The organism is Wenjunlia vitaminophila DSM 41686 (assembly GCF_000380165.1).
In the GTDB taxonomy this organism is placed as follows: Bacteria; Actinomycetota; Actinomycetes; order Streptomycetales; family Streptomycetaceae; genus Wenjunlia; species Wenjunlia vitaminophila.
Genome location: NZ_KB904683.1, coordinates 17,709 through 44,320, shown reverse-complemented (window position 1 = coordinate 44,320; position 26,612 = coordinate 17,709). Strand labels below are relative to the sequence as shown.

At 73.6% G+C, this 26,612-nt stretch carries 22 protein-coding genes; 2 read left to right on the top strand and 20 right to left on the bottom strand.

The genetic code is table 11. The features are described 5' to 3' along the window. The 5 genes from A3IG_RS32720 to A3IG_RS30315 form a co-directional block, all read right to left on the bottom strand. Positions 1-214, bottom strand: a 214-nt coding sequence (locus A3IG_RS32720; RefSeq protein ID WP_407701032.1) for a transposase, incomplete at its 3' end; no start/stop codon positions are given. A 37-nt stretch (positions 215-251) separates the two neighbouring features. Continuing rightward, complete coding sequence (locus tag A3IG_RS0118430) at positions 252-2,795, bottom strand: [protein-PII] uridylyltransferase (RefSeq protein ID WP_026220394.1); 2,544 nt, start codon at positions 2,793-2,795, stop codon at positions 252-254. 89 nt (positions 2,796-2,884) lie between these two features. Continuing rightward, positions 2,885-3,223: a P-II family nitrogen regulator gene (locus tag A3IG_RS0118425; RefSeq protein WP_018385065.1), complete on the bottom strand. Its 339-nt coding sequence runs from the start codon at positions 3,221-3,223 to the stop codon at positions 2,885-2,887. After that, the gene (locus A3IG_RS30320; protein WP_078500651.1) at positions 3,220-4,617 is read right to left on the bottom strand and encodes an ammonium transporter; all 1,398 of its coding nucleotides are present in this window, start codon (positions 4,615-4,617) and stop codon (positions 3,220-3,222) included. The genes A3IG_RS0118425 and A3IG_RS30320 overlap by 4 nt, the downstream gene beginning before the upstream one ends. Positions 4,618-4,894: 277 nt before the next feature. Beyond that, positions 4,895-6,376, bottom strand: coding sequence for a hypothetical protein (locus A3IG_RS30315; RefSeq protein WP_018385063.1), 1,482 nt, complete (start codon positions 6,374-6,376; stop codon positions 4,895-4,897). Between the two features lie 369 nt (positions 6,377-6,745). On the opposite strand from A3IG_RS30315, the gene A3IG_RS0118410 reads away from it, so the two are divergent. Beyond that, a complete protein-coding gene (locus A3IG_RS0118410; protein ID WP_018385062.1) occupies positions 6,746-7,423 on the top strand; it encodes a bifunctional DNA primase/polymerase in 678 nt (225 codons plus the stop codon). 177 nt (positions 7,424-7,600) lie between these two features. Here A3IG_RS0118410 and ftsY read toward each other — a convergent pair whose 3' ends face one another. From ftsY to A3IG_RS0118340, 15 genes are all read right to left on the bottom strand, one after another. Continuing rightward, complete coding sequence (ftsY, locus tag A3IG_RS0118405) at positions 7,601-8,860, bottom strand: signal recognition particle-docking protein FtsY (protein WP_018385061.1); 1,260 nt, start codon at positions 8,858-8,860, stop codon at positions 7,601-7,603. A 210-nt stretch (positions 8,861-9,070) separates the two neighbouring features. Further along, positions 9,071-10,597, bottom strand: coding sequence for a sugar porter family MFS transporter (locus tag A3IG_RS30310; RefSeq protein WP_078500649.1), 1,527 nt, complete (start codon positions 10,595-10,597; stop codon positions 9,071-9,073). Positions 10,598-10,649: 52 nt separating this feature from the next. After that, positions 10,650-14,237: a chromosome segregation protein SMC gene (gene smc, locus A3IG_RS0118395; RefSeq protein ID WP_018385059.1), complete on the bottom strand. Its 3,588-nt coding sequence runs from the start codon at positions 14,235-14,237 to the stop codon at positions 10,650-10,652. A gap of 363 nt (positions 14,238-14,600) precedes the next feature. Further along, positions 14,601-14,804 carry a hypothetical protein gene (locus A3IG_RS0118390; protein ID WP_018385058.1) on the bottom strand — a complete coding sequence of 68 codons (204 nt, stop codon included), beginning with the start codon at positions 14,802-14,804 and terminating at the stop codon, positions 14,601-14,603. A 358-nt stretch (positions 14,805-15,162) separates the two neighbouring features. Then, positions 15,163-15,441, bottom strand: a complete 279-nt coding sequence (locus A3IG_RS0118385; RefSeq protein ID WP_018385057.1) for an acylphosphatase — start codon at positions 15,439-15,441, stop codon at positions 15,163-15,165. Between the two features lie 61 nt (positions 15,442-15,502). Further along, positions 15,503-16,366, bottom strand: coding sequence for a bifunctional DNA-formamidopyrimidine glycosylase/DNA-(apurinic or apyrimidinic site) lyase (gene mutM, locus A3IG_RS0118380; protein WP_018385056.1), 864 nt, complete (start codon positions 16,364-16,366; stop codon positions 15,503-15,505). Positions 16,367-16,542: 176 nt separating this feature from the next. Then, positions 16,543-17,493, bottom strand: coding sequence for a ribonuclease III (rnc, locus tag A3IG_RS30305; protein ID WP_078500646.1), 951 nt, complete (start codon positions 17,491-17,493; stop codon positions 16,543-16,545). 19 nt (positions 17,494-17,512) lie between these two features. Beyond that, a complete protein-coding gene (gene rpmF / locus A3IG_RS30300; RefSeq protein ID WP_040911853.1) occupies positions 17,513-17,686 on the bottom strand; it encodes a 50S ribosomal protein L32 in 174 nt (57 codons plus the stop codon). Between the two features lie 2 nt (positions 17,687-17,688). Continuing rightward, complete coding sequence (locus tag A3IG_RS0118370) at positions 17,689-18,276, bottom strand: YceD family protein (protein ID WP_018385054.1); 588 nt, start codon at positions 18,274-18,276, stop codon at positions 17,689-17,691. Positions 18,277-18,530: 254 nt separating this feature from the next. Beyond that, positions 18,531-19,754 carry an ATP synthase F0 subunit B gene (locus A3IG_RS0118365; protein ID WP_018385053.1) on the bottom strand — a complete coding sequence of 408 codons (1,224 nt, stop codon included), beginning with the start codon at positions 19,752-19,754 and terminating at the stop codon, positions 18,531-18,533. A gap of 112 nt (positions 19,755-19,866) precedes the next feature. Beyond that, positions 19,867-20,352 carry a pantetheine-phosphate adenylyltransferase gene (coaD, locus tag A3IG_RS0118360; protein WP_018385052.1) on the bottom strand — a complete coding sequence of 162 codons (486 nt, stop codon included), beginning with the start codon at positions 20,350-20,352 and terminating at the stop codon, positions 19,867-19,869. A 44-nt stretch (positions 20,353-20,396) separates the two neighbouring features. Continuing rightward, a complete protein-coding gene (rsmD, locus tag A3IG_RS0118355) occupies positions 20,397-20,960 on the bottom strand; it encodes a 16S rRNA (guanine(966)-N(2))-methyltransferase RsmD (protein WP_018385051.1) in 564 nt (187 codons plus the stop codon). A gap of 216 nt (positions 20,961-21,176) precedes the next feature. Continuing rightward, entirely contained in the window at positions 21,177-21,713 is a 537-nt protein-coding gene (locus A3IG_RS0118350; protein WP_018385050.1) for a hypothetical protein, read from the bottom strand. Positions 21,714-21,877: 164 nt separating this feature from the next. Further along, positions 21,878-24,106 carry an ATP-dependent DNA helicase RecG gene (gene recG, locus A3IG_RS0118345; RefSeq protein WP_018385049.1) on the bottom strand — a complete coding sequence of 743 codons (2,229 nt, stop codon included), beginning with the start codon at positions 24,104-24,106 and terminating at the stop codon, positions 21,878-21,880. A gap of 177 nt (positions 24,107-24,283) precedes the next feature. Further along, on the bottom strand, positions 24,284-25,978 hold the full coding sequence (locus tag A3IG_RS0118340; RefSeq protein ID WP_018385048.1) for a DAK2 domain-containing protein: 1,695 nt from the start codon (positions 25,976-25,978) through the stop codon (positions 24,284-24,286). Between the two features lie 280 nt (positions 25,979-26,258). Here A3IG_RS0118340 and rpmB point away from each other — a divergent pair, with 280 nt between their 5' ends. Further along, positions 26,259-26,450, top strand: a complete 192-nt coding sequence (gene rpmB / locus A3IG_RS32715; RefSeq protein WP_078500642.1) for a 50S ribosomal protein L28 — start codon at positions 26,259-26,261, stop codon at positions 26,448-26,450. The last annotated feature ends 162 nt before the right edge of the window (positions 26,451-26,612 follow it).

The window sequence follows — 26,612 nt, the reverse complement described above, 5'->3', positions numbered from 1 at the left end:
CGTCGGCCGACCAGCGCCGAAAGCGCTCGTAGACCGTCTTCCACGGCCCGTAGCGCTCGGGCAGGTCCCGCCAGGCCGCACCCGTGGACAGCTTCCACAGAATCCCGTTCACCACCTGGCGGCGGTCCCGCACCGGCCGGCCCATCCGGGGAGGGGCCAGCAACGGCCCGATCACCGCCCACGACTCATCAGTCAACTCATGACGACGCACCACGAACCAACCAACGAGCAACCGACTTTACGGACACGGCCTAGCCGGCCGCCAGGGCCCGCTCGACCGCCGCGGCGACCTCGGCCGCCCGCGACCCGGGCAACGGCAGCCCGTCGGCGCCGACCACGTAGAACGCGTCCACGGCGTCCGCCCCCAGGGTGCTGACCCTGGCCGACCGCACCCGCACCCCGGTCTCCTCCAGGGCCCTCCCGATCCGGTGCAGCAGCCCCGGGGCGTCCCCGGCCCGCACCTCGAGCACCGTGGCGGTGGCCGCCCCACCCCCGGCCACCGTGACCCGGGGCGGGGCCGCCGGGGCACCGCGCCGCCGCGGGTAGGCCGCCTCCCGTTCCGCGAGCCGCCGGGCGACGTCCAGCGAGCCGTCCAGCACCCTGGCCAGGTCCTGGCGGAGCCGGGCGGGCTCCGGCGGCGGCCCGAACTCGGCGTCCACCCTCCAGCGCAGCAGGGTGACCGGCCCGCACCCCACCGGATCGACCCGGCACAGGTCGGCGGCGCGGACGGTGAGCCGGTTCAGCGCCAGCACCCCGGCGGTGGCCGCCAGCAGGCCGGGACGGTCGGGCACGGCGAGCACCAGTTCCACGCCCACCGGCTCCGGCTCCGGCGGATCGGCCCGGACCAGCCCGTCCTCGTGGTCCCCGCCGGCGCCGTCCCGGGGCTCCGAGGCGTCCCGCGGGGCGCGGGTGCGCATCGTCAGCACGGGGCCGCCGGTGCGCAGCGCCTCCACGGCGAGCCGCTCCTGTTCCGCGGTGGTCCCGGTCACCGGCTCGGTCACCGGCTCCCCCGCCAGCACCGCGTTCACCCGGTGGACCAGGTCGGTGACGAGCGAGGCCCGCCAGGGGCTCCACGCCGCGGGCCCGGTGGCGCGGGCGTCAGCCTCGGTCAGCGCGTGCAGCAGCTCCAACGTCCCGACCCCGCCGACCGCCTCGGCCACCGACCGCACGGTCACCGGGTCGTCCAGGTCCCGCCGGGTCGCCGTGTCCACCAGCAGCAGGTGGTGGCGGACCAGCCGGGCCAGGGTCTCGACGTCGGCCGGCCCGAACCCCAGCCGGGCCGCCACGTCCTTGGCGATCACCTCCCCCGTCACGCTGTGGTCCCCCGGCCAGCCCTTCCCCAGGTCGTGCAGCAGGGCGGCGACCAGCAGCAGGTCGGGACGGGACACCCGGCGGGTGAGCCGGGAGGCGTGCACCGCCGTCTCCACCAGGTGCCGGTCCACGGTCCACCGGTGCACCGGGTTGCGCTGCGGTCGGCAGCGGACCCGTTCCCAGTCGGGCAGCATCCGCGTGACCAGGCCCTCGGCTTCCAGCGCCTCCCAGACGCGGACGGCACTCTCCCCCGCACCCAGCAGGGCGACCAGCCGGTCCCTCGCCTCCGCCGGCCAGGGAACCGGGAGCGGGCAGGCCACGGAGGCCAGTCGGCGCACCGCGGGCCGGGCCAGCGGGAGGCCGGCCCGCGCGGCGGCAGCGGCGGCCCGCAGCACCAGCACCGGGTCCTGGTCCGGCCGGGCGGTGCGGGCCAGGACGGCCTCGCCGTCCTGTTCCACCACGCCCTCGGCGAGCGGCACGCGTCCCCGGTCCGCGGACGCGGTCGCGGGCCTGCCGAGCCCCATCAGCAGGCGCCGGGCTCCCCGACGGCCCTGCTGCTCGCGGGAACGCAGCACCCGGCGCACCTCGCGCCAGGTCACCTCGCTGGCGTAGTGGACCGTGCGGCCGGCCTCGTAGACCTGGCGGAGCAACGCGTCGGCGTCCGCCAGCCCCTGCGCCTCGGCGACCTGCCGCTGGTCCTCGGCGGAGAGTCGGTCGGTGGCCCGGCCGGTGGTCAGGTGCAGGGCGTCACGGACGTCCAGCAGGACCGCGGCAGCCTCCGCCAGCCCCTCGCGGGGTGCGTCGGCGATCCAGGACGCGGCCACGGCCCGCAGCACGGTGAGGTCACGCAGTCCGCCGTGGGCCTCCTTGAGGTCCGGTTCGAGCAGGTAGGGCAGTTCCCCGTGGCGATCGACCCGTTCGAGGCACATCCGCCGCAGTTCGGTGAGGCGGCGTGGGGCGGTGGCCCGCCAGTCGGCGAGGACGGCCGTGCGCAGCGCCGCCGTCAGCTCGGCGTCCCCGGCGACGTGCCTGGCGTCGAGCAGACCGAGCTGGACCCGCAGGTCCTCGGCCGCGGCCCGGCGGGCTTCGGCCGGGCTGCGCACCGAGTGGTCCAGGTCGAGCCCCTGGTCCCAGACGGGGTACCAGACGTGGTCGGCGAGCGCCGCCAGCCGGTCGCCCCGCCAGGACCCGTCGTGCAACAGCAGCAGGTCCAGGTCGCTGCGCGGGGACAGTTCCCGGCGGCCGTAGCCGCCGACGGCGACCAGGGCCACGCCCGGCGGGGCGGCCCCAGCGGCGGAGCGGACGGGGTCCCCGGTCCGCCCGGCGCCGGCCAGCAGCCGCCGCAACCACCGGTCGGTCAGGTCGGCCAGCAGGGCCCGCCGCCGGGCCGCCGGCTCCTGGCGGTCCTGGAGCAGCCGGAGCCGAACCGCGGCGTAGCCGTCGGTGTCGGGGGCCGTGGCGCGGGGGGCGGCCGGGCGGCGGATGGGGGCCGCCCGGCCCGCTTGGAGGTGTCCGGTCGCCTCCGAGCCTTCCTCCGGCTGCTCCGGCCACGTCCCCCTGCCCCGGGTCGTGCTCACAGCGCGTCGGGCCCCCGCTCGCCGGTGCGGACCCGCACCGCGGTCTCCACCGGGACCACCCAGACCTTGCCGTCGCCGATCTTGCCGGTGCGGGCCGCGGTGACGATGACGTCCAGCAGGTCCTCCACGTCCTCGTCCTCCGCCAGCACCTCGATCCGGATCTTGGGCACCAGGTCGATGGTGTACTCGGCGCCCCGGTACACCTCGGTGTGGCCGCGCTGCCGGCCGTAGCCGCTGGCCTCGGTGACCGTCAGGCCCTTCACCCCGAAGGCCCGCAGGGCGTCCTTGACGTCGTCCAGCCGGTGGTTCTTCACCACGGCGGTGATCAGTTTCATGCGTCCACCTTCTTCAGCGAGGTGCCGGGGCGTTCGGTCTCCCCGCGCGTGGTGCCGTCGTGGCCACCGGTCGGGTTCCCGTCGGCCCTGGTGCCGCCGGCAAGACCGGAGCCGCCCGCGGCGTGGTCGTAGGCGCTCTCCGCGTGGAACGCCTGGTCCACGCCGCCGATCTCGGCGTCCTCCGGGGCCCGGAAGCCCATCACCCGGTCGATGGCCTTCGCCAGCAGGAACGAGACGACGAAGGAGTAGCCGAGGACGGCGAACGACCCGGCGGCCTGCCGGCCGAGCTGGTCCAGGCCGCCGCCGTAGAAGAGGCCCTCGACGTCGTTCTGCACCCCGCCCGTGGCGAACAGACCGATCAGCAGGGAGCCGGTCAGCCCGCCCACCAGGTGGACGCCGATGACGTCGAGCGAGTCGTCGTAGCCCAGCTTGTACTTCCAGCCGACCGCCCAGGCGCACAGGACGCCTGCGATGACCCCCACGGCGATGGCACCGAGCGGGCTCACCGCTCCGCACGCCGGGGTGATGGCAACCAGGCCGGCCACGGCGCCGGAGGCCGCACCCAGGGTGGTGAAGGTGCCGTGGCGCACCTTCTCGTACCCCAGCCAGCCCAGCACCGCCGCGGCGGTGGCGACCTGGGTGTTGACGAAGGCGACTCCGGCGACGCCGTCACCGGTGCCCAGCCAGGACCCGGCGTTGAAGCCGAACCACCCGAACCAGAGCAGTCCCGCGCCCAGCATCACCAGCGGCAGGTTGTGCGGTCGCATCGGTTCGCGGTTGAACCCGATCCGCTTGCCGACCACCAGGATGGCGCCCAGGGCCGCGGCACCGGCGTTGATGTGGACCGCGGTGCCCCCGGCGAAGTCGATGACGCCCAGGTCGAACAACCAGCCACCGGCCCCCCACACCCAGTGCGCCACCGGGAAGTAGACCAGGGTCACCCAGGCGACGACGAAGACCGACCAGGCGGTGAACTTCACCCGCTCGGCCAACGCCCCACTGATCAGTGCGGGGGTCAGGACCGCGAACATGAGCTGGAAGGCGGCGAAGACGAAGACGGGGATGTCGTAACCCGGCCAGACCTCGGCGACCCCGACACCGTTGAGTCCGAGGTAGTCGCCCTGGGCGCCGACGAACCCGCCCCGGTCTGTGCCGAACGCCATCCCGAAGCCGTACAGCACCCACAGCAGGGTGACCAGGCCCAGGTTGATGAAGCACATCATCAGCATGTTCAGGGTGCTCTTGACCCGGACCATTCCTCCGTAGAAGAAGGCGAGGCCCGGCGTCATCAGCATGACCAACGCAGTGCTGACCAGCATGAACGCGGTGTTGCCGGTATCCAGCGAGTCCGCGGCCAGGGATACGGAATGCATGGCGCTCGCGCCAGACGGCATCGATGGCTCCGATCTCTCGATCCGGCCCGCGCGGGGTGTGGGACGTCGGGGGGACGTCCGCGCGGACCGGTTGTCCTCTCGAGAGTGGTCCACCTGCGTTTCGGTCAACCGGACACGGTGTTTCGCGCCCGTGACGAAGGCCACCGGGGTGTTAAGGCGAGGTGAACTCCGCCGACCGGCTCTTGTGGGGCCCGGCGGGCCGTGGTGACGCCCGCCTCACCGCGCCGGAGCACCGGCGGACCGCCGCGGGGACGGGCCCGGCCGACGGCGCGGGGCCTCAGCCGGCGTGCCGCCTCCGCGCCGGCTCGGAGAGCCCGGGAGCCTCGGGGAGCGCACCGGCCAGCCGTTCCGGCAGCTCCCTCACCTCGGGCAACGTCCCGTGCCGGCGCAACGCCTCCTCGGTCACCTGGCGGAGCCGGCTGTTGACCCGTTCGGAACGAATGCGTCCGGCCGTGCCCGCCGCCTCGCCGAGGCAGGAGGCCGCCTGGGAACCGTCTCCCTGGAGCAGGTGGACGGTGGCCATGCCGACCAGGTTCAGCGCGTAGGTGCGTTGCTGTGTCACGTCGTCCCTGAAGTACCGCACCGCCCGCTGCATCACCGGCTCGGCGAGGGACGCGTGGGCCGGGCCCCGCCCGGAGGTCCTGGCGAGGTCACGGTAGGAGTGGGCGATCTCCCCGTACAGCTCGCCCTCGGTGAAGAACTGGATCCAGTCGGGGTCCTCGGACGAGCCCGCCTCGGTGAAGACGTCCTCGGCCATGCCCACCGCGCGGCGGCACCTGTTGACCTCGCCGGCGTTGGCGTGGGCGCGGGCCTCCAGCGCGTAGAGCATCGACCGGGTCCTGGCGCCCGCGGTGTCCCGGCTGCCGTACTGGGCCAGGTGGACCAGCTCGAGCGCGTCCTCCGGGCGGCCGAGGTGGGTCATCTGCCGGGCCATGTCGGAGAGCACCATGGCGCCGAGCGGCCGGTCCCGTGCCTCCTTCGCGGCGTGCAGGGCAAGCACGAAGTACCTCTGGGCACTGGGGTGCAGGCCCATGTCGTAGGTCATCCAGCCGGCGAGGTGGGAGAGCTCGGCCGCGATGCGGAACAGCCGCCTGGACACCCGGGGCGGGTGTGGTTCCTGGAGCAGTTCGGTGACCTCGTGGAGCTGTCCCACCACCGCCTTGCGCCGGAGCCCACCGCCGCACTGGGCGTCCCACCTGCGGAACATCTGCGTGGTGGCCTCCAGCAGCTCCAGTTCCGGCTCGGACAGCCGGCCGCCGCGCGCCCGGTGCTCCTGGGACGACACCCGCGCGGAGGCGCACGCCGGCGTGGCCAGCCACCGCTGCATCGGCTCGAGCAGGGCCGGGCCCGCGGACATCACCAGTGAGCCACTCAGGTACCCCCGGCGGTTGAGCATCAGGTCGCTGCGGGACAACTCACCGATCAGTCGCAGTGTCTGCGGCCCGGCCCAGGGCAGGTCGACCCCGGAACCCTGCGGGGGGCCGGGTTGCGGGGGCAACCCGAGGTCCTCCACGGACACCACGCAGCCGAACCGCTCGGAGAACAGGTCGGAAAGGATGCGGGGGATCGGTTCGCGGGGCTGTTCGCCGTCGAGCCACCGGCGCACCCGGGAGGTGTCGGTGCTGACGTGGTGCGCCCCCGTCTGACGCGCCCTGCGGTTCACCTGGCGTGCGAGCTCGCCCTTGGACCAGCCGCTGCGCACGAACCACGAGTTCAACTGGACGTTGGGCCGCTTGTCGCCCACCAGAAGCACCCCCATCCCGGCTCTGGCCGCCCGGTGGCGTGTCCTCCGGGTCGGTCGGCGAACCGGCCCGGTGCCCTGCGCGACGCCCCAGCGGTCCGCGGCATTCCGGTTCGCGAACTGAAAGTAACCTCACGATCACCCAACGGCGAATGGGGCCAGGGGAAACGCCACCATTCGCCACCCCGGCGCTCCGGCGCCGCTCTCGGCGCCCCTGGACGGCGGGCGAACGGGGCAGCGCGCCCGGCGGGAACGCGAACCGCGCCGCGCACGGGCGACCGGACGCGACGCCCTCGCACCCCGCGGCCACCCATCACCCGCCGGGACCCTATGGACACAGCGTCACCGACCCGTAACCATGGGCTACCATGACCAGTTGGGGGTGACATGCGCATCTCGTTGGCCGACCTCATGTCCGGTGCGCGCCACCGCGCCCGGGCCACGGTGGGCGCGGCTGCGGCCGAGTACGCCAGGCGGTGGGGCTGGGTGGTCACGCCCGGGGCCCGTCTGACCCGGGGCGGTCGGTGCTCGTGCGGCGACCACGGGTGCCCGGCTCCCGGGCGCCACCCGCTGGCCGGGGCCGACCAGGTCGGCCCCGGGGCCACCGCCGAGGACGTCCACGCGGTGTGGGCCCGGTTCCCCGGTGCGTCCGCGCTCCTGCCGGCAGGGCACTCGTTCGACGCGGTGGAGGTGTCCGAGCGTGTCGCCGTGCGGGCGATGGTCCGCCTGGAGCGGATGGGCACCCGCCTCGGGCCCGTGCTGGCCGCCCCGCGCGGAAGGGCGCTGTTCTTCGTCGCCCCCGGGGCCGCCGCCGAACTCCCGGACCTGCTGTACACCATGGGCTGGGACGACCCCGAGCTGGACCTTCGCCCGTTGGGGCTCGGCGACCACGTGACGGCTCCCCCGTCGGCGTCGAGCGCCCTGAGTGCCCGCTGGCTGCGCCCGCCCACCCCGGACACGGCCCCGCACCCGCCGGAGGCGCGACTGGTCCTCGGCGCCCTGGCCTACGTCTGCCACCGTGACCGGCGACCGGTAGAGCGCGACCGCTGGCTGGTGCCGTCCTGAGGCTCGCGGGACCCCGCGGGGCCGAGTAGGACCGTCCCCCGGGTTGCTGTCGGGTCGACCGGGCCTCGGCGGGCCGACAGCGAGGGACAGCAACGGGCCCGGCCGGGGCGCTCGACCAGGCCTGTTATTTCTTATGATCGTCGGACGGTCATACCGTCGGACGGGACGGATGCCGGTTCACTCTCCGACCAGCGCGTCCACGAACGCCTCCGGCTCGAACGGCGCCAGGTCGTCCGCGCCCTCGCCCAGGCCGACGAGCTTCACCGGCACCCCGAGCTCACGCTGGACGGCCACCACGATGCCGCCCTTAGCGGTGCCGTCCAACTTGGTCAGCACGATCCCGGTGATGTCGACCACCTCGGCGAAGACCCGCGCCTGGACCAGTCCGTTCTGCCCTGTGGTGGCGTCGAGCACCAGCAGCACCTCGCTGACCGGGCCGTGCTTCTCCACCACCCGCTTGACCTTGCCCAGCTCGTCCATCAGGCCGGTCTTGGTGTGCAGCCGACCGGCGGTGTCCACCAGCACCGTGTCGGCCTCGAGCGCGATGCCCTCCTTGACCGCGTCGAAAGCCACCGATGCGGGGTCGCCGCCCTCCGGGCCGCGCACGATCTGCGCCCCCACCCGCTCGCCCCAGGTCTGGAGCTGGTCCGCGGCGGCCGCCCGGAAGGTGTCGGCGGCCCCGAGTACCACCTGACGCCCGTCGGCGACCAGCACCCGGGCCAGCTTGCCCGTGGTGGTGGTCTTGCCGGTGCCGTTGACCCCGACGACCAGCACCACCGCGGGCCGCCCCTCGGCCGACCGCGTGGTGCTCAGCGAGCGGTCCATGTCCGGGCCGATGAGCTGGACCAGCTCGTCCCGGAGCAGTTCGCGCAGCTCGGTGGGGGTCCGGGTGCCGAGCACCTTCACCCGGGTACGCAGTCGTTCCACCAGCTCCTGGGTGGGGGCGACGCCGACGTCCGCGGTGAGCAGGGTGTCCTCGATCTCCTCCCAGGTGTCCTCGTCCAGGTGCTCCCGGGAGAGCAGGGACAGCAGTCCCTGACCCAGCGAGCTCTGCGACCGCGCCAGCCTGGAGCGCAGTCGCACCAGCCGGCCGGCGGTGGGCTCCGGAACCTCGACCTCGGGGATGGTCGGCTCGGGGACCGGAGGAGCGGGCGGGATGGACACCTCGGGGGGAGCCTCGGCCGTCGGCCCCGGGGCCAGCCCGGTGTCCACGTCGGTGTCGGGCAGGTCGATCGAGTCGATGGTGCGTCTCGGCTCGTCCTTGGTCGGCGCGGCTTCCTCTCCGACCTGCGGTTCGGGGGCCTGCGGCGGGGGGGCCTGCCGGGTGGGCGGAGGTGCGGTCACCTCCTTGCGGCGCCGCCGGCTGACCACCAGGCTGGTGCCGGCCACGACGACGATCACCGCCGCGATCACTACGGCGAGGATCACCAGATCCATCGTTACTCCTTCGCAGGGAACCGCCGGCCGGGGCCGGCGGCGCGCAAACCCCGGTCCCGATGACGCATCGACGTCACCTTCGCCACGTACTGTGCTCGCACCCGCGCGGTGTCGATCACTCGGGCCGTCGTGGACCACCACGTCGGCCAGGTGTCCCCCGTCCCGGGGGTCCGGGTCACAACCCGACCAGTATCACGGACCGAGCCGGTCTCAGGTGCCAGGGGCCTCGTCGATCCCCTTCGAGGTGGCGCCCCCGGGCTGGGGTGCCGTGTCGATCCCCGGCGCCGCGATCCCCTTGGTCTCCGGGACCTCGTCCATCTCCTCCAGCTTCTTGCCCTTGGTCTCGGGCACCAGTTTCCACACGAACACCAGGGACACCAGGGCGAAGACCGAGTAGGCGGCATAGGTGGTGGACAGGTTCCAGTCGGACAGCGCCGGGAAGCTCACCGTGATGGCCCAGTTGGCGATCCACTGCGCCGAGGCGGCCACTCCCAGGGCCGCGCCACGGATGCGGTTGGGGAACATCTCCCCCAGGAACACCCACACCACCACGCCCCAGGACAGCGCGAAGAAGAACACGAACGCGTGCGCGGCCACCAGGGCCACCGCGCCCTGCGTGTTCGGGATGGTGATGTTGTTGCCGGTCCCCGACTTGAACGAGAACGCCCAGGCCGCCGTCGCCAGCGCCGCCGTCATCCCCACGGAGCCGACCATGGCCAGCGGCCGGCGGCCGACCCGGTCCACCAGGGCGATGGCGATGAAGGTGCCCAGCAGGTTGATGATCGACGTGGACAGGCTGATCAACAGCGACTTCTCCACGTTGATGCCCACCGACTGCCACAGCGCGGAGGAGTAGTAGAAGATCACGTTGATGCCGACGAACTGCTGGAAGACCGACAGGCCGATCCCGATCCAGACCACCGGGAGCAGTCGGAACCGGCCGCCCCCGAGCAGGTCGGAGAAGGCCGGCTTGTGCTCACGGCGCAGCGACTCGCGGATCTCCCTGATCCGGGCGGTGAGGTCCACCCGCGAGCCCTCGACCTCCGCGAGGACCTTGCGGGCCTGCTCCTCCCGGCCGACGGCGACCAGGTGGCGGGGCGACTCCGGGATCGCGACGGAGAGGACCCCGTAGAGCACCGCGGGCACGGCCATCACCCCGAGCATCCACTGCCACGCCTGGATGCCCAGCACGTGGTTGGTGGTCTTCCCGCCGGCCGTCTGGGCGATGGTGTAGTTGGCGAGCTGGGAGATGACGATGCCGACGACGATGCCGAGCTGCTGGAACGAGCCGAGCCGGCCGCGGTAGGCGGTGGGGGCGACCTCGGCGATGTAGGCCGGGGCGATCACCGAGGCCATGCCGATGCCCAGACCGCCGATCACCCGCCAGCAGCCGAGGTCCCAGATGCCGAACGGGAACATGGAGCCGATCGCGCTCGCGGTGAACAGCACCGAGGCGACCCGCATGGACTGGACCCGGCCGATGCGGTCGGCCAGCCGCCCCGCGGTCGCCGCGCCTCCGGCGCAGCCCAGCAGGGCGGAGGAGACCACCAGGCCGGTGGCGCCGCTGCCCACCTGGAAGTGCTCCTGGATGCCGGTGACCGCGCCGTTGATCACGGCGCTGTCGTAGCCGAACAGGAACCCGCCCATGGCCGCGGCGGCGGTGATGAAGACGACGTGACCCAAATGGTCGAGATGAGCGGCGTGGTCCCCCGTCCGCGCCTTCGCGGTGGCAGTCAACGTGGGCTCCTCGCAGCCCGGCCGCGCCGAGCGGGTTGGTTGGCCTTTCAACTCAGGTTGATCGTTGTGGCCTCTCTGCTGCCAGTTTCTGACTGATGACTTTGGATACCCCGTCACCCTGCATCGACACGCCGTACAACGCGTCGGCCACCTCCATGGTGCGTTTCTGGTGGGTGATCACGATGAGCTGCGAGCTCTCCTGGAGCTCCCGCATGATGCCGATCAACCGCTGGAGGTTGGTGTCGTCCAACGCGGCCTCGACCTCGTCCATCACGTAGAACGGGCTGGGCCGGGCCTTGAAGATGGCCACCAGCAGCGCCACCGCGGTGAGTGAGCGCTCGCCACCGGAGAGCAGCGACAGCCGCTTGACCTTCTTGCCGGGCGGACGTGCCTCCACCTCCACCCCGGTGGCCAGCATGTCCTCCGGGTCGGTGAGCACCAGGCGTCCCTCACCGCCGGGGAACAAGCGGGAGAAGACGCCTTCGAACTCGCGCGCCGTGTCCCGGTAGGCCGCGGCGAAGACCTCCCTGACCCGGTCGTCCACGTCCCGGACGACGTCCAGCAGGCCGGCCCGGGTCTTCTTCAGGTCCGCGAGCTGCTCGGTGAGGAAGTTGTGCCGCTCCTCCAGGGCCGCGAACTCCTCGAGCGCCAACGGGTTCACCTTGCCGAGCTGCGCGTGGGCCCGTTCGGCCGCCCGCAGGCGCTTCTCCTGCTCCGCCCGGACGAAGGGGCGCGGCTGGTTCCGCGGATGCAGCGGGTCCTCGGGCAGTTGCTCACCGTCCGCGGGGGGCGACGGCGGAACCAGCTCGCCAGGACCGTACTCGGCCACCAGCCCCTCCGGCTCGATCCCGTGCTCCTGCAGCGCCTTCTCCTCGAGCTGCTCGATCCGCAGCCGCTTCTCCGCCCCCAGCACCTCCCCCCGGTGCACCGAGTCGGTCAGCTTGTCCAGCTCGGTCTTCAGGTCCCGCGCCCTGGAGCGTTCGGCGCCGAGCTCCTGCTCCCGCTCAGCCCGCAGCCGCTGCGCCAGCTCCCGTTCCCGCTCGGCGCCGGCCAGCGCGTCCTCCACGTGGGCCAACAGCGTCCCGGCCCCGGAGAGCACCGCGCCGGCCACAGCCGCCTCCCGGGCCATCCGGTCCCTGCGCGCCGCGGCCCGCGCCCGGGCCTCGCGCTCGGCCCGGGCCGCCCGGTCCAGGTTGTCCGCCCGCCCGGCCAACCCCCGGACGCGTTCTTCGTGGGTGCGCACCGCCAGACGGGCGTCCATCTCGCCCTGCCGGGCCTCCGCCGCCTGTTCGGCCAGCCGGTCACGGTCCGCGGTGTCCGGCTCCTCCTCGACCGACGTCTCCTCCAGGTACTCCATCCGGGCGGCGAGCTCCTCCGCCTCGGTCACCGCCCGCCCCAGCGCCTCCTCGGCCCGCTGCGCCGCCGCGGCCAGCCGCTCGGCCTCCCCCGCCGCGGCCCTCGCCTGGCCGGAGAGCCGCCCCAGCGCCTCGGCGAAGGCGGCCCGCTGCCGTTCCGCCGCCGTGCGCCGACCGGCCAGCTCCTCCACCCGCTCCCGGGCGGCCGCCACCGCGAGGGAGGCCGCCTCCTGCTCCCCCTCCGCCTCCGCGCACCGCACCCGGAGCTGTTCCAGTTGCTCCTCCGCCTCGTCCACCGCCGCCCGGGTCTCCAGCAGGCTCGGCGCCCCGGCCGAACCGCCGTGTGCCAGGTGCGCGCCCAGCAGGTCGCCCTCGGTGGTCACCGCCGTCACCCGGGGATGGGCACGGACCAGCGCTTCGGCGTCCTCCAGACTGGCCACCACCGCCACCCCGTCGAGGAGACGCCGCACTGCCTGGCGCAACGCCTCCGGCGCGTCCACCAGACCGTCCGCCCACCGGCCGCCGGAGGGCAGCTCGGGCCGTGCGGTGCCCATGTCGGGCGACGACTCCGGGGCTCCGGCGAGGAGCAGCGCCGCCCGCCCCGCGTCCTGCTTGCGCAGCAGCCGCAGCGCCCGTACCGCGGCACCGGGCCCGGTCACCGCCACCGCGTCGGCAGCCGCCCCGAGCGCGGCGGCCACCGCCACCTGGTAGCCGTCGGCCACCGTCAGCAGCTCCGCGGCCGGCCCGAGCAACCCCTCGAGCTCGTCCTGGGCCAACAGCGCCCCCGTGCCGTCCCTGCGCCGAAGTCCCAGGGCCAGGGCGTCGCGACGCGCCGACACCGCGGCCCGCTGCTGTTCCGCCGCCACCCGCTCGTCCCGGGCCCTGGCCAGCGCCTCCTCGGCCAGGGCCAGCTCCGCGCCCGCCTCCCGGTGGGCGTCCCCCAGGTCTGCCTCGGCGTCCAGGCCGTCCACCTCGGTCTGGAGCCGGACGTACTCCTCCTGTGCGGCGTCCGCCCGCTCCCCGGCCTGCTGCTGCGCCGAGCGGAGCCGACCGATCTCTGCCTCGGCCGCGCTCGAACGGCTGCGCGCCGCGTTGACCTGGCCGTTCAACCGGGCGATGCCCTCGCGCCGGTCGGCCAGCGCCCGTGCCGCCGCCCGCAGCCGCTGTTCCTCCTGGGCCAGCTCGCGCTCCAGCCTGCCGCGCCGCTCCACCGCGTCCTCAAGCCCGGCCCTGGCGGCCTCCAGCGCCTCCACCAGCTCGGACTCCTGTGCCCTGGCCCGGGCCGCCTCCCGTTCCAGGTCCTCCGGGTCCCGGCCCCGCCGCTCCTCCGGGAGGGGCGCAGTGGCGTGCCTGACCCGTTCCCCGGCCAGTTGGACGGTCCCCCGCACCCGCTCGGCGAGCTGGGAGAGCCGGTACCAGGTCTCCTGGGCCCCTGCCACCCGTGGGCTCAACTCCCGCACCTGGGCCTCCAGGGCGGCCTCCCGCTCGACGGCCGCGGCAAGGTCCTGCTCCACGGCCTCCTTGCGGGCCTTCAGCGCGGCCTCGTCAGCGACCTCGGCCCGCACCGCTTCCCGCAGGCGGACCAGGTCGTCGGCGAGGAGCCGCAGCCGTGCGTCGCGCAGGTCGGCCTGGATGACCGCGGCCCGGCGGGCCACCGCGGCCTGCCGACCGAGCGGTTTGAGCTGGCGGCGCAGCTCGTTGGTGAGGTCCTGCACGCGGGCGAGGTTGGCCTGCATCGCGTCCAGCTTCCGCAGCGCCTTCTCCTTGCGCTTGCGGTGCTTGAGCACCCCGGCCGCCTCCTCGATGAAGGCCCGCCGCCCCGCGGGATCGGCGTGCAGCACGGAGTCGAGCTGGCCCTGACCGACGATGACGTGCATCTCCCGGCCGATCCCGGAGTCGGACAGCAGTTCCTGAATGTCCAGCAGCCGGCAGGTGTCCCCGTTGATCTGGTACTCGCTGCCGCCGTTGCGGAACATCGTCCGGGTGATGGTGACCTCGCTGTACTCGATCGGCAGCGCGCCGTCGGCGTTGTCGATGGTCAGGCTCACCTCGGCCCGGCCGAGCGGGGGCCGCCCCGTGGTGCCGGCGAAGATGACGTCCTCCATCTTCCCGCCACGCAGCGACTTGGCCCCCTGTTCACCCATCACCCAGGAGAGGGCGTCCACCACGTTGGACTTGCCCGAACCGTTGGGACCGACCACACAGGTGATGCCCGGCTCGAACCGCAGGGTGGTGGCGGAGGCGAACGACTTGAAGCCCCGAAGGGTGAGGCTCTTCAGGTGCACGTCGAGCTCTCCTCCTGCCGACCCCGCAGAGCTGGCCTTTCCTTACCAGCCGGTTCGCTCCGTACCGGCGCGTTCCCGGCATGTGCGCAGGTGTCGGACTCTACCGCTCGGCACCGTCAACATCGCGGTTTCACCGCGGTGACCGGGGGGCACATCAGAAGTCAAAGGGGAGAGCGTCAGGGGGTGGGAGAGCAAGGGCACCGGAGCACACCGGGACGTGGTCGCGTTCGGGGCACGACCTGTAGACCGCACGACCTGCAGGCCGCACGACGAAGGGACGCCGAAGCGTCCCTTGTACAGGTCTTCCTCGCACAGGGCGAGTGAGCAGCGACCCAGTCCGATCCGGCCCCGTCAGGGGACGGTTCAGGTGAGCGCCGGCTCCGCCTGGGATACGTCGATGCTGCGCAGCAGCTCGTCTTCACGGGATGCCGCGGCCAGCGCGTCGTTCTCGGCCCGCATCCGGACGAGCTCGGATTCCAGGTCCTGAACACGCTGCTGGAGCCTTCGCATCTCGGAGAGGAGTCGCGGGTCGGGGCCGCCGACGTAACCGAGAAGCGCCTTTGCCATGATGGATGGTCCTCCACGCTGAGTGACCGACCGGGGTAGCGGTTGGTTCGAGAAGGGGTCGCATCCGCTGTGGTGCGGCATCACCGGAGCTCTGAAGCAGCAGACAGCGGCATGCGCGGGGCTTTCAGAGTCTCACCAAATGTTTTGAGGGTCAACACGATCACAGCCCGTCATTCGGGCGTGCCGTGGACCAGCACCTTTCATCCCCCGAGTGGAGGAGTGCCCAGGGGTGCACAGAGATCATCCTCAGGGCCGGAGTTAAGCACGAAGGTCGGGCAAAGGCAACACTCCCACGGCGACCCGGAACGAGAAGCCCCGGTATCACCGAACCCGGCCCCCCTTTCGCCCCACCTCACCGTCACCGCACGACGAAGCCCTCGTAGCTGTCCCTGGCCTCGCCCCACAGGTCGGTGACGCCCTCGACGCGACCGGGCGGGTCACCGGCACGCAGATGTTCGAGCAGACGTTCGCAGTCCTGACGTGGCCCCTCCGCCACCACCTCCACCCGGCCGTCGGCGAGGTTGCTCGCGTAACCGAGGAGGCCGATCTCCAACGCGCGGGACCGCGTCCACCACCGGAACCCCACCCCTTGCACCTGGCCCCGCACCCAGGCGGTGAGCCGGACGTTGTCACTCATACCCGCACGCTATCGGTGGGCCAGGGGCGGTTCACGCCGGCGTCACCGGCACGCGGAAGGGTCAGCTCGCCCTCGGCTCCCGCTGGCACCGGGGACAGAAGTAGCTGGAACGGTTCATGAAGGCCCGTCGGCGGATCGGCGTGCCACAGCGGCGGCACGGCTCGTCGGCGCGGCCGTAGGCGTCGAGCGAGCGCCCGAAGTACCCGCTCTCCCCGTTGACATTGACGTACAGGCTGTCGAAGCTCGTTCCACCGGCCGCCAGCGCGTCCGTCATCACCTCCCGGATCGCGGTGACCAGGGCGGCGGTGCGGGGACGGGTCATCGTCGAGGTCGCGCGGTCATAGTGCAGCCTGGCGCGCCACAGCGCCTCGTCGGCGTAGATGTTCCCCACCCCGCTGATCAGCGACTGGTCGAGCAACGCCCGCTTGAGCCCGGTGCGGCGGCGACGCAGCGCCCGGTGGAAGGCCTCCTCGTCGAAAGCCGGGTCGATCGGGTCCCGGGCGATGTGCGCGATCGCCAGCGGGGTGCCCTCCGGGTCACCGGGAGCCGCCTCGTGCACCGACATGCCGCCGAAGGTCCGTTGGTCCACGAACCGCAGTTCGGTGCCCTGGTCCTCGAACACCACCCTGATCCGCAGGTGCGTCTCCGCGGGCGCCTGTGCCGGGCGCACCAGGAGCTGCCCGCTCATGCCCAGATGGGCGAGGACCGATCTGCCGGTGCCCTCCAGCGGCAGCCACAGGTACTTGCCGCGCCGGTGGGCCGCCACGATCCGACGGCCGGTCAGCCAACCGGCGAAGTCCGCGGCCCCGGCCGCGTGGCGGCGCACCGCCCGCGGGTGCAGCACCTCGACGCTGCCCACGGTGCGCCCACGGACCCAGCGCTCCAGGCCGCGTCTGACCACTTCGACCTCGGGCAACTCGGGCATGGTTCCTCCAGGCGGGGCGAACGGTGGTGACGCCCCGCCACCGCGGTGGCGGGGTGGGTCCGGGCGTGCGACGGCGCCGCGGTGGCCGGGGCGACAACGCAGAAACCCACCGCCCGGGCGAGCGGTGGGATGGCGCGGATACCCAGCCGCCCCCCCGGTGGGGGCGGGGCGAGGGTTCAGAGCGGTGCGGGCTCCGCGGTGCCGGATGCGTCGGGCTCGTCCCCGGAGGTGCTCCCGGCGTTCGGGGTCCCGGTGTCCTGGGCCCCGGCGAGCTGCTGGTGCCTGACCGCAGCTCCCGTGGACTTGGTCTCGCTGCCCTTGGCTGCGCCGCCCCTGGCCCCTGGTGCGGACCCGGTGGACGCGTCCTCGTCCTTGCTGCCGTACTGCTCGCGGATGGCGTGCCAGGCGGTCTCCGCCGCCTTCTGCTCGGCCTCCTTCTTGCTGCGACCGGTCCCGGTGCCGTAGGCCTCGCCGCCCACCCGCGCGGTGGCGGTGAACGTCTTCTCGTGGTCCGGCCCCTCTTCGGTGACGCCGTACTCGGGCACACCGATCCCGGCCGTGGCGGTCAGCTCCTGGAGGCTGGTCTTCCAGTCCAGGCCCGCGCCGAGGTTGGACGACGCCTCGATCAACGGGTCGAAGAGCCGGTGGATCAGCTCCGACGCCGCGTCCAGCCCACGGTCGATGTAGACCGCGCCGAGGACGGCTTCCAGGGTGTCGGCGAGGATCGAGTTCTTGTCCCGGCCACCGGTGCCCTCCTCACCGCGTCCCAGCCGGACGAACCGGCCGAGGTCCAGGCCCCGGGCCACGCCGGCGAGCGCCCGGGCGTTGACCACCGCGGCCCGCAGCTTGGCGAGCTGCCCCTCGGCCAGGTCCGGGTGCACGCGGTACAGCGTGTCCGTGACCACCAGGCTGAGCACGGCGTCCCCGAGGAACTCCAGACGTTCGTTGGTCGGCAGGCCGCCGTTCTCGTACGCATAGCTGCGGTGCGTCAGCGCACGCACCGCCAGGGCGGGCTCGAGCGTGTACCCGAGCCGCCCTTCCAGCAGCGTGTGGGACGAGGCCTGGTCCGGCGTTCCATCCCCGCTCGCACGGGGAGAGCGCTTCTTCGGCGCTGTGCCGTCTGGCATCGAACCTGCCACCCGCCGATCAGACCTCGAGGACCTGACGACGGTTGTAGGTGCCGCAGCTCGGGCACGCGACGTGCCCCAGCTTCGGCTCGCGGCAGCGGTCGCACGCGACGAGCGCCGGGACCGCAGCCTTCCACTGCGCACGGCGGTGACGCGTGTTGCTGCGCGACATCTTCCGCTTCGGAACAGCCACGGCTACTTCTCCTGGTTCTCGTCGACGCCGTCGCCGGCGTCGGTGCGTCCGTCCTGTTCGCCGGCCCCGGGCGGGGCGACGAGGTCCTGCAGGGCCGCCCACCGGGGGTCGACGGCCTCGTGGTGGTGGTCCGGTTCGTCCGCGAGCCGCGCCCCGCACTCGGGGCACAGGCCCGGACAGTCGTCCCGGCACACCGGCTGCAACGGCAGTGCCAGCACCACCGCGTCCCGCAGCACGGGCTCGAGGTCGAACATCTCGCCCTCGAGAGTCAGCGTCTCCTCCTCGTCGCCCTCGCCGGCGTCGCCGCCTGGCCCCTCGGCGCCGGGGTAGGAGTACAGCTCCTGGAAGTCCACCGCGAACTGCCGCTCGAGCGGCTCCAGGCACCGCACGCACTCTCCCTCGAGAGGTGCCTGGGCCGTGCCCGTGACGAGCACGCCTTCCATCACCGCCTCGAGTCGCAGCTCCAGCTCGACCGTCGCGCCCTGCGGGACCCCTATCACCTCGATGCCCAGGCCCCCAGGGGCCGGAACGGTGCGGGAGAGCCGCCGCATCGACCCAGGACGCCGCCCCAGCTCGCGTGTGTCGAACACGAGCGGGCTTCGGTGGTCTAGGCGGTTCAGGGCTTCCTGCTCTCGGGCGGCGGGGACCTGGAACGTCCCCACGGTGTGGGTGTTGCGGTGCGGGCCCGCCCCGCGGGAGCGGGTCCGGGTCTGCGGCGTACCCCGCGGCGCAGGGCACCGGGGCAGCCGACAGCGCCGGCACATGGTCAGGCCGGAGCCATCAGGATACTGGACGGCGTCCGTCCACCCAAACCGGTACCGGGTGGCGACGCCACCCCGCCGGGTTAGGACCGCTGGTCCAGCTCCCTGAGCTGGGCCACGTCGATCACCGAGGTGTCGAAGAAGCTGGTCTCGTCCAGGCTGCCGCCGTAGCCAGGGGCCGGCTGGGCCGCGGGCGGGGCCGGCTGGTCGTGCTGGCCGGTGGCACGCGGGTCCCCCGGGTAGCCGCCGTCAGCGGGCTGGTCGTAGCCGGTCGTCTGGTAGGCGCCCTGGTCGTAGCCGGGCTGCCAGCCGTACCCCGGGGCGTAGCCCGGCTGCGTCCCGTAGGCGTCCGCGGCGCCGTACTCGTCCTGCCCGTACCCCTCGGGGGCGTACGCGGGCTGCGGCGGCTGCTGGACCTGGTCGGGCTGCTGGCCCGGCTGCGGCGCGCCACCCGCGGCATAGCCGTCCGGCTGCGCGTAGCCGTAGTCGTACCCGTCCTGGTAGGCGTCGCCGTAACCGGTGTCGTACCCGGCGGGCGCCGCCTGGGGCCGGGGTGGCACGGGGGCCGCGGCGGGGCCCTGGCCGGCCAGGGCGGCCACGAACTCGGCGTCGCTCTGGTGCGGGCCCACGGAGACCTGCTGCTGGTCGGCGAGCGCGGTGTAGTCGGCCAGGTCGTCGATGGGGCGGCGGCCGAGCAGCTTGAGCCGGCCCCGGCCGACGGCCTCCAGGGTCTTGCCGAGCACGGCCTCGAAGCTGGCCATCTTGGCGTCCACGTAGGCGTCGGCCTGCCGGCGCAGTTCGTCGGGGTCGCTCGACCGCTCGGGGAGCTCGGCGTCCGGCTCGCCGTGCTCGTCGAGACCGGGCCCGCGGCCGAGCAGCTTCTCCCGGCCCCGGTCCACCGCGGCGAGCGTCTTGGTGAGCACCACCTCGAAGTTCGCCAGCTTGCTGTCCACGTAGTCGTCGGCCTCGGCGCGGACCTCCTCGGCCTCCCTGCGGGCGTCATCGAGGATCCGGTCCGCCTGGTCCTGGGACTGTCGGGCCACCTGGGTGTCGGAGATCAGCGAGCCGCGCTCGGCATGCGCGGACTCGACGATCCGCTGGGCCTCCCGCCTGGCCTCGGCGAGCACCTCCTCGCGGTCGCCGAGCACCGCCTGCGCCTGCGCCAGAGAGCCGGGAAGGGCCTCCCTGACCTCCTGGAGCATGGTGAGGAGTTCGGCGCGGTTGACCACGCAGGAGGCCGACATCGGCATGGAACGAGCGCCCTCAACCGCCGCGACGATCTCGTCGAGCTTCTTCTGCACGTCCACTACGGCTCAAGTCTTTCCTCGGTGCCCCGCCGTAACGGCGGGGGCGGTGGTCCGGCCGGGTCCGGCCGGGTCGGCTCCTGACTCTACGACCCGGCGGGCGCCGGTGGGCGGTTTACCGGTCAGGGCGGGCAAGCCGCTGGGTGAGCGCGGCGAGCACCGGGGGCGGGAGCAGGTGCGAGACGTCCCCGCCCCAGGCCGCCACTTCCTTGACCAGGCTGGAGGAGAGGAAGCTGTACGTCGGGTTGGTCGGCACGAACAGGGTCTCCACCCCGGAGAGGCCGTTGTTCATCTGGGCCATCTGCAGTTCGTAGTCGAAGTCGCTGACCGCGCGCAGGCCCTTGACGATGGCCGGGATCTCCCGTTCCCTGCAGAAGTCCACCAGCAGGCCGTGGAACGCCTCGACACGGACGTTGTCGTACTGCTGGGTGACGTCCTCGATGAGGGAGATCCGCTCCTCGACGGTGAACAGGCCCTGTTTGGACTTGTTGATCATCACAGCGACATAGACGGCGTCGTACAACCTGCTCGCCCGCGCGATGATGTCCAGATGGCCGTTGGTGATCGGGTCGAACGACCCCGGGCAGACGGCTCGGCGCACTGGTGTCTCCTCGCTCTCCGACGCGTGCCAACGGCCCCCGCAGGTCATGCGGCGCGACCGTACCAAAGCGTGCCCTCGCCGTAACGACGGGCCCGCAGCCCCTCGAAACCAGGGGGCCACACGAACTCCCCGCCTCTGGTTCCGCGTTCCACCGTGGCCAGCGCGCCGCTCCTGATCCACCCTCCAGAGGCGAGTGTGAGAAGGATCTCGCGCACCTGATCGTCGGTCACCCGGTACGGCGGATCGAGGAAAACCACGTCGAAGGGGCGGGAGGGAGCGGGCGACGCCAGGACCCGCTCCGCACGGTCCACCCGGACCTCGGCCCCGGGCAGACCGACCGCGCGGACGTTGGACCGCAGGGTGCGGGCAGCCCGTGGGTCCGCCTCGACCAGCAGTGCGTACTCCGCCCCCCGGGACAGCGCTTCGAGACCCACCGCGCCGGAGCCGCCGTACAGGTCGAGCACCCGCGCCCCGGACAGGCCTCCGCGCAGCGACTCCCAGGTGGAGAACAGTCCCTCGCGCGCCCGGTCGGAGGTGGGACGGGTGCCCTGCCCGGGTGGCACGGCCAGGCGCCGGCCGCCCGCGGCTCCGGCGATCACGCGGGTCATGGATGCGACTCTTCCTCGTGGCTCGGACGGCCGCACCACCGGCGGCCGTGCCCGTGGGCTCCCGCCGACACGCGGACGCCCATCGGTTCATTATCGCCGGGCGTCCCCGCGGCGCGCGCCCGGTGCCGGGCGCGCGCCGCGGGGACCGACCAGCGGCCCGTTGCCGGCCCCGCCGCCCGCCGGGGGCCCTCCGGCGGGCGGCGGGGCCGGGCCGGGTCAGCTTCCGGATTCGGACAGCTCCGCGGGGGCGGTGCCGCCGAGCACGGCCGGTGAGGCGTAACGCGACCAGGACAGGCAGCCGTCGGGCGGGCAGTACTCCGGGCGACGCGGGTCGTGCCCCAGCTCCCGGAGCTTGGTGCGGACCGAGTCCGGGGTGCGGCCGAAGCGGGCGGCTATCCGGGCGATGGTCTCGCCGTCGTGGAACCGCCGGACCAGCTCCTCCTCGTGCTGCGGCACCCAGGGAGCCCCGTGCCCGGGGAACAGCTCGCGGAGCACGTCGCGGTCCGGGATGGGCTCGGCCACCTCGGCCACGATCGCCAGGGCGCGCAGGGCGCGGTTCAGCGCGATGCGCAGCGCTGCCACGTCCTGCATGGGCAGGCGCAGCTCGCCGGTGGCGACGGGCTCGGAACCACCGGAGGCGTCGTCCTGCCAGCCGGTGAGGGTGAGGGTGACGGTGCTGTCGTCGTCGCTGGCGAGTTCGATCCGGAACAGCTTGTCGCCGAGCGGAAGTTCGTTGAGATGACGAAACGCCATGATGCAGCCCCCAAAGGTCCAACTGCGCTGATTCCACTGCGGATCGGCGCGGACTGGGTCCATTCTCTCGCGGGGGTCTGACATCGCACCGGGCACGCCCTGCCCGCCGGTGGTCACCCGCAGTGCCCGTGGCGGTCCGGTGGGACCCGGTGGGCAGCGCCGGATCAGCCCTTCTCCAGGAACTCGGCGCGTTCCGCGTCCAGCAGGCTGGCCAGGGCGCCGCGCAGGTCGGGGTGGCCGGCGAGTTCCGGGTCGGCCGCGACCAGGGCTGTGGCCTCCTCGCGCGCCGCCTCGATCACGTCCTCGTCCTGGATCACCGTCAGCATCCGCAGCGACGAGCGGCTGCCGGACTGCGCCTGGCCGAGGACGTCCCCCTCGCGGCGCTGCTCGAGGTCGATCCGGGACAGGGCGAACCCGTCCAGGGTCGCCGCCACGGCGCCAAGTCGCTCCCTGGCCGGGGTCCCCTCCGGGGCGTCGCTGACCAGCAGGCACAGCCCCGGCGCCGAGCCCCGGCCGACCCGACCGCGGAGCTGGTGCAACTGCGAGACGCCGAACCGGTCGGCGTCCATGATGACCATGGCGGTGGCGTTGGGCACGTTCACCCCGACCTCGATCACCGTGGTGGCCACCAGCACGTCCACGCCGCCGTCGGCGAACCGGCGCATGACGTCGTCCTTCGCGTCGGGGGCCAACCTGCCGTGCAGCACCTCGATCCGCAGTCCGCGCAGCGGCCCGTCCCGGAGCTGCCCCGCGACGTCCACCACGGCGAGCGGCGGGCGGCGTTCCTCCTCGCCCGCCCCGGAGCCGTCCGCCCCGGAGCCGTCCACCTCGTCGGGGTCCGGGCCGCGTCGGCCGGCCGGCCGGTCCTCGTCGTCCCCGATCCGCGGGCACACCACGTACGCCTGGTGCCCGGCGGCCACCTCCTCCCGCACCCGCTCCCAGGCGCGGGCCAGGAAGTGCGGTTTCTCCCTGTTGGGCACCACGTGGCTGGCGATCGGAGACCGCCCCGCCGGCAACTGGTCCAGGACGGAGGTCTCCAGGTCGCCGAAGACGGTCATCGCCACCGTGCGCGGGATCGGGGTGGCGGTCATCACCAGCAGGTGGGGCGGCCGGTCCGCCTTGGCCCGCAGCGCGTCCCGTTGCTCCACCCCGAAGCGGTGCTGCTCATCCACCACGACCAGGCCCAGGTCGTGGAACCGCACCCGGTCCTCGATCAGCGCGTGGGTGCCGACGACGATCCCGGCCTCGCCCGTGACCAGGTCCAGCAGGACCTGCCGGCGGACGGCCGCCCCGGCGGACCCGGTGAGCAACGCCACCTTCGTCCCCTCCGCGGCGCCGCCCAACACGCCCTGCTCCGCCAGCGGGCCCATCATCTCCACGATGGAGCGGTGGTGCTGCTGCGCCAGCACCTCCGTGGGCGCCAGCAGGACCGCCTGCCCGCCGCTGTCCACCACGGCGAGCATGGCCCGCAGGGCGACCAGGGTCTTGCCCGAGCCCACCTCTCCCTGGAGCAGCCGGTGCATGGGGTGTTCGGTGGCCAGGTCGGTGAAGATCTCCGCGGAGACGTGCCGCTGGCCCTCGGTGAGGGTGAACGGGAGCCGGGCGTCGAACGCGTCCAGCAGGCCGCCGGGCCGGGGGACCCGGGGCACCGCGGGCAGGTTGGCCTCGGCGCGGCGGCGCTGGGCCAGGGCGACCTGGAGCACGAACGCCTCGTCCCACTTCAGCCGCTGGCGGGCCTGCTCCGCCTCCGCCCTGGTGCGCGGGCGGTGCGCCTTCTCCAGCGCCTCGGGCAACGGGATCAGGCCGCGGGAGTCGCGCAGCGCGGCCGGCAGTGGTTCGCCCACCCCGGCCCACCCGGAGGCGGCCAGGGAGTCCAGCGCCACCTCGACACACTGGGCGATCTTCCAGGACTGCATCTTGGCCGACGCCGGGTAGACCGGGATCAGTTGGTTGGCGAAGTCCCGGGCGGCCTGGGAGCCGTCCTCCTCGTCCAGCAGCTTGTAGTCCGGGTGGGCGAGCTGCCGGACGCGGTTGAAGACGGTGACCTTGCCGGCGAACAGGCCCCTGCGCCCGGGGCGCAGGTCCCGTTCCCTCCAGGACTGGTTGAAGAACACCAGGGTGAGGGAGCCCCGGCCGTCGGTGACCACCACGTCGAGGCGGTCGCCCCTGCGGCCCCGGAACGGCACCCTGGTGACCTTGGCGATCCTGGCCACCACGGTCACGTGCTCGTCCACGGCCAGGTCGTCCAGGCTCGTCAGCTCCCCGCGTTCGGCGTACCGCCGCGGGTAGTGGTGCAGCAGGTCACCGACGGTGCGCAGGCCGAGGGAGTCGGCGAGCACCTTGGCGGTGCGGTCGCCGACCAGTGTGCTCAGTCGTTCGTCCAGTCCAGGCATCGTCGCCCATTCCACACCATGGCACCGACGCCCGGCGGACCATCCGCGGCGTGCCCCGCCCGCCCCTCGGCCACGCCCCCGGTGCCGTCGCGGCCCGGGCCCGCGGTCACCTTCGCCGGCCGGGCCGCGGGGGGCCTGCCGGCCGGGCCGACGTTGGGCGCCACCGGCAGGGCCGCCTCACTCCACTCCGACCAGCAGCGGGGACGGCTGGTCGCCGTGGTAGACCACCGTGTCCACGGCGAGGTGGGTGGCGCGGACGTGCGCGCCGAGCCGGTCGGCGAGGTCAGGCGGGGCGGTGGCGCCGAGGACCAACGTGACCAGTTCGCCGCCTGCCGCCAGCATCCGGTCGAGCACGGTCCGGGCGACCTCGGTCAGGTCGTCCCCGATCACCGCGACGTCACCGTCCACGAGCCCGAGGACGTCCCCGGCCTGGCACACCCCGGCGGTGGTGAAGGAACGACGTTCGGCGACCGTGAGCTCGGCGTGCCGGGTCGCCCCGGCCGCCGCGGTCATCGCCACCACGTCCTCCTCGAACCGGCGGGCGGGCTCGTGCACGGCGAGCGCCGCGATGCCCTGGACCACGGCCCTGGTGGGGATCACGGCGACCCGGACGCCGTCCTGGCGGGCGCGTTCCGCCGCTGCCCCGGCGGCGGCACGCAGCTCCGCGTCGTTGGGCAGCAGCACCACCTCCCCGGCCCTGGCCCGGCTGACCGCACCGGCGAGTTCGCCGCTGGACGGGGGCTCGTCGGCCTGGGCCCGCAGCACGACGGCACCGGCCTCGGCACAGAGCCGGGCCAGGCCCTCGCCCCGGACCACGGCGACGACCGCCCGCACCCGGTGCTCGCCGGCACCGCCCACACCCGGGGGGCGGGGAACGGCCGGCGCGGCGTCGCCGAAGTGGGTGATCCGGATGCGGTGCGGCCGACCGGCCTCGATCCCGGCCTCCACCGCGGCGCCCGCGTCGTCCACGTGCACGTGGACGTTCCACAACCCGCCCCCGCCGACGACCACCAGAGAGTCACCGAGCCCGTCGAGCCGGGCGCGCAGCGCCGGCACCGCACCGTCCGCGGCATCGAGCAGGTACGTCACCTCGAACGCCGGCCCCCCGGGCACCAGGTGCGGGTCGCCGTGCTCGCACCCGGCGGGCGTCACCTGGGCGGTGACCGGCGGCCAGGGCCGCCCCGGCGGCCTGATCGGGGGGTTCCCCGCGAGGGCGTCCGCGAGCGCCGCGAGCACCACCACCAGGCCGCGGCCGCCGGCGTCCACCACGGACGCCCGGCGCAGCGGCTCCAGCAGGCCGGGCGTCTCGGCGAGCGCGCCGGCAGCTCCCCGGTGGGCGGCCTCGGCCACCGCGGCCAGGTCTCCCGCGGTGCCCTCCGCGGCGTCGGCGGCGGCAGCGGCGACGGTGAGCACGGTGCCCTCCACGGGGCGGGCCACGGCCTGGTAGGCGGAGGTCGCGGCGCGGCGCAGCGCCCGGCGCAGCACCTCGGCGTGGGTCGGCGCCGGGGGCCCGGCGGCGGGGGCGGTGGGTTCGGCGTCGTCCGTCGTGGGGGCCAGCACCTCGCTCATGCCGCGCAGCACCTGGGCCAGGATCACCCCCGAGTTGCCACGGGCGCCGATCAGCGCGCCGTGCGCCAACGCCCGCACGGTGTCGGCCACCGTGGGCTCGGAGCGTGCGGCGTCATGGCCGGTGAACACCGCCTCGACGGCCTGGGTCGCGGACTCCCAGGTGAGGTAGAGGTTGGTGCCGGTGTCCCCGTCGGGGACGGGGTAGACGTTGATCGCGTCGATCTGCTCACGGGCCCGTCCCAGCGCGTCCAGGGCCAGGTGGCACCAGGTGCGCACGACGGGGGCATCGAGGGTGTCAGGCACCTGGTCTCCTCCCGTCGGCCCGGCGGGGCCGATGCTAGTCGCCGGGCCGAGGAGCCGAGGAGCCGGTCGGTCGTGGTAGTTTCAGTGGACAGGAGTGGCCGTTGTATGCTGCTCCGGTTGCCCGATCCAGGTCGGGCCCGTGAATCCCTCGGTACTGCCGGTCACGCCGTCGTTGGTCATGCTGTCATTGGTCACGTCGTCGTCTGCACGGAACTGCCGGGAGTCCACCGTAAACGCCTGTACCCCGCTGGAGCGGGGACGATCCGTCTGGGAGTGACCCGTGGCTGCCAACTGCGATGTCTGCGGCAAGGGGCCGGGCTTCGGCAACAGCATCTCGCACTCACACCGCCGTACCCGCCGTCGCTGGAACCCCAACATCCAGCGGGTGCGCGCGGTGGTTGGTCGGACGCCGAAGCGGCTGAACGTCTGCACCTCGTGCATCAAGGCCGGAAAGGTCATGCGCGCCGTCTGACGGCGTCGGAACCACCGCCGGGTCCCTGTGCCCCGGTGACCGACACTCGGGCCGGTCCGTCCTTCGGGACGGACCGGCTCTGACGTTGCCGGGCAGGGTCCGGCGTTGCCGGGCAGGGTCCGGAACAGGGGCGTTCCGCGCGTGTCCTCGCCCGGACGCGGG

Excerpts from the sequence above, each read along its gene's own strand:
- ftsY (WP_018385061.1), bottom strand. The coding sequence starts at position 8,860 with ATGGATCTGGTGATCCTCGCCGTAGTGATCGCGGCGGTGATCGTCGTC.
- A3IG_RS0118425 (WP_018385065.1), bottom strand. The coding sequence starts at position 3,223 with ATGAAACTGATCACCGCCGTGGTGAAGAACCACCGGCTGGACGACGTC.
- A3IG_RS0118390 (WP_018385058.1), bottom strand. The coding sequence starts at position 14,804 with ATGGCAAAGGCGCTTCTCGGTTACGTCGGCGGCCCCGACCCGCGACTC.
- recG (WP_018385049.1), bottom strand. The coding sequence starts at position 24,106 with ATGCCTGGACTGGACGAACGACTGAGCACACTGGTCGGCGACCGCACC.
- mutM (WP_018385056.1), bottom strand. The coding sequence starts at position 16,366 with ATGCCCGAGTTGCCCGAGGTCGAAGTGGTCAGACGCGGCCTGGAGCGC.
- rnc (WP_078500646.1), bottom strand. The coding sequence starts at position 17,493 with ATGCCAGACGGCACAGCGCCGAAGAAGCGCTCTCCCCGTGCGAGCGGG.
- A3IG_RS30315 (WP_018385063.1), bottom strand. The coding sequence starts at position 6,376 with ATGGGGGTGCTTCTGGTGGGCGACAAGCGGCCCAACGTCCAGTTGAAC.
- rsmD (WP_018385051.1), bottom strand. The coding sequence starts at position 20,960 with ATGACCCGCGTGATCGCCGGAGCCGCGGGCGGCCGGCGCCTGGCCGTG.
- A3IG_RS30320 (WP_078500651.1), bottom strand. The coding sequence starts at position 4,617 with ATGCCGTCTGGCGCGAGCGCCATGCATTCCGTATCCCTGGCCGCGGAC.
- A3IG_RS0118350 (WP_018385050.1), bottom strand. The coding sequence starts at position 21,713 with ATGGCGTTTCGTCATCTCAACGAACTTCCGCTCGGCGACAAGCTGTTC.
- A3IG_RS0118410 (WP_018385062.1), top strand. The coding sequence starts at position 6,746 with ATGCGCATCTCGTTGGCCGACCTCATGTCCGGTGCGCGCCACCGCGCC.
- A3IG_RS0118385 (WP_018385057.1), bottom strand. The coding sequence starts at position 15,441 with ATGAGTGACAACGTCCGGCTCACCGCCTGGGTGCGGGGCCAGGTGCAA.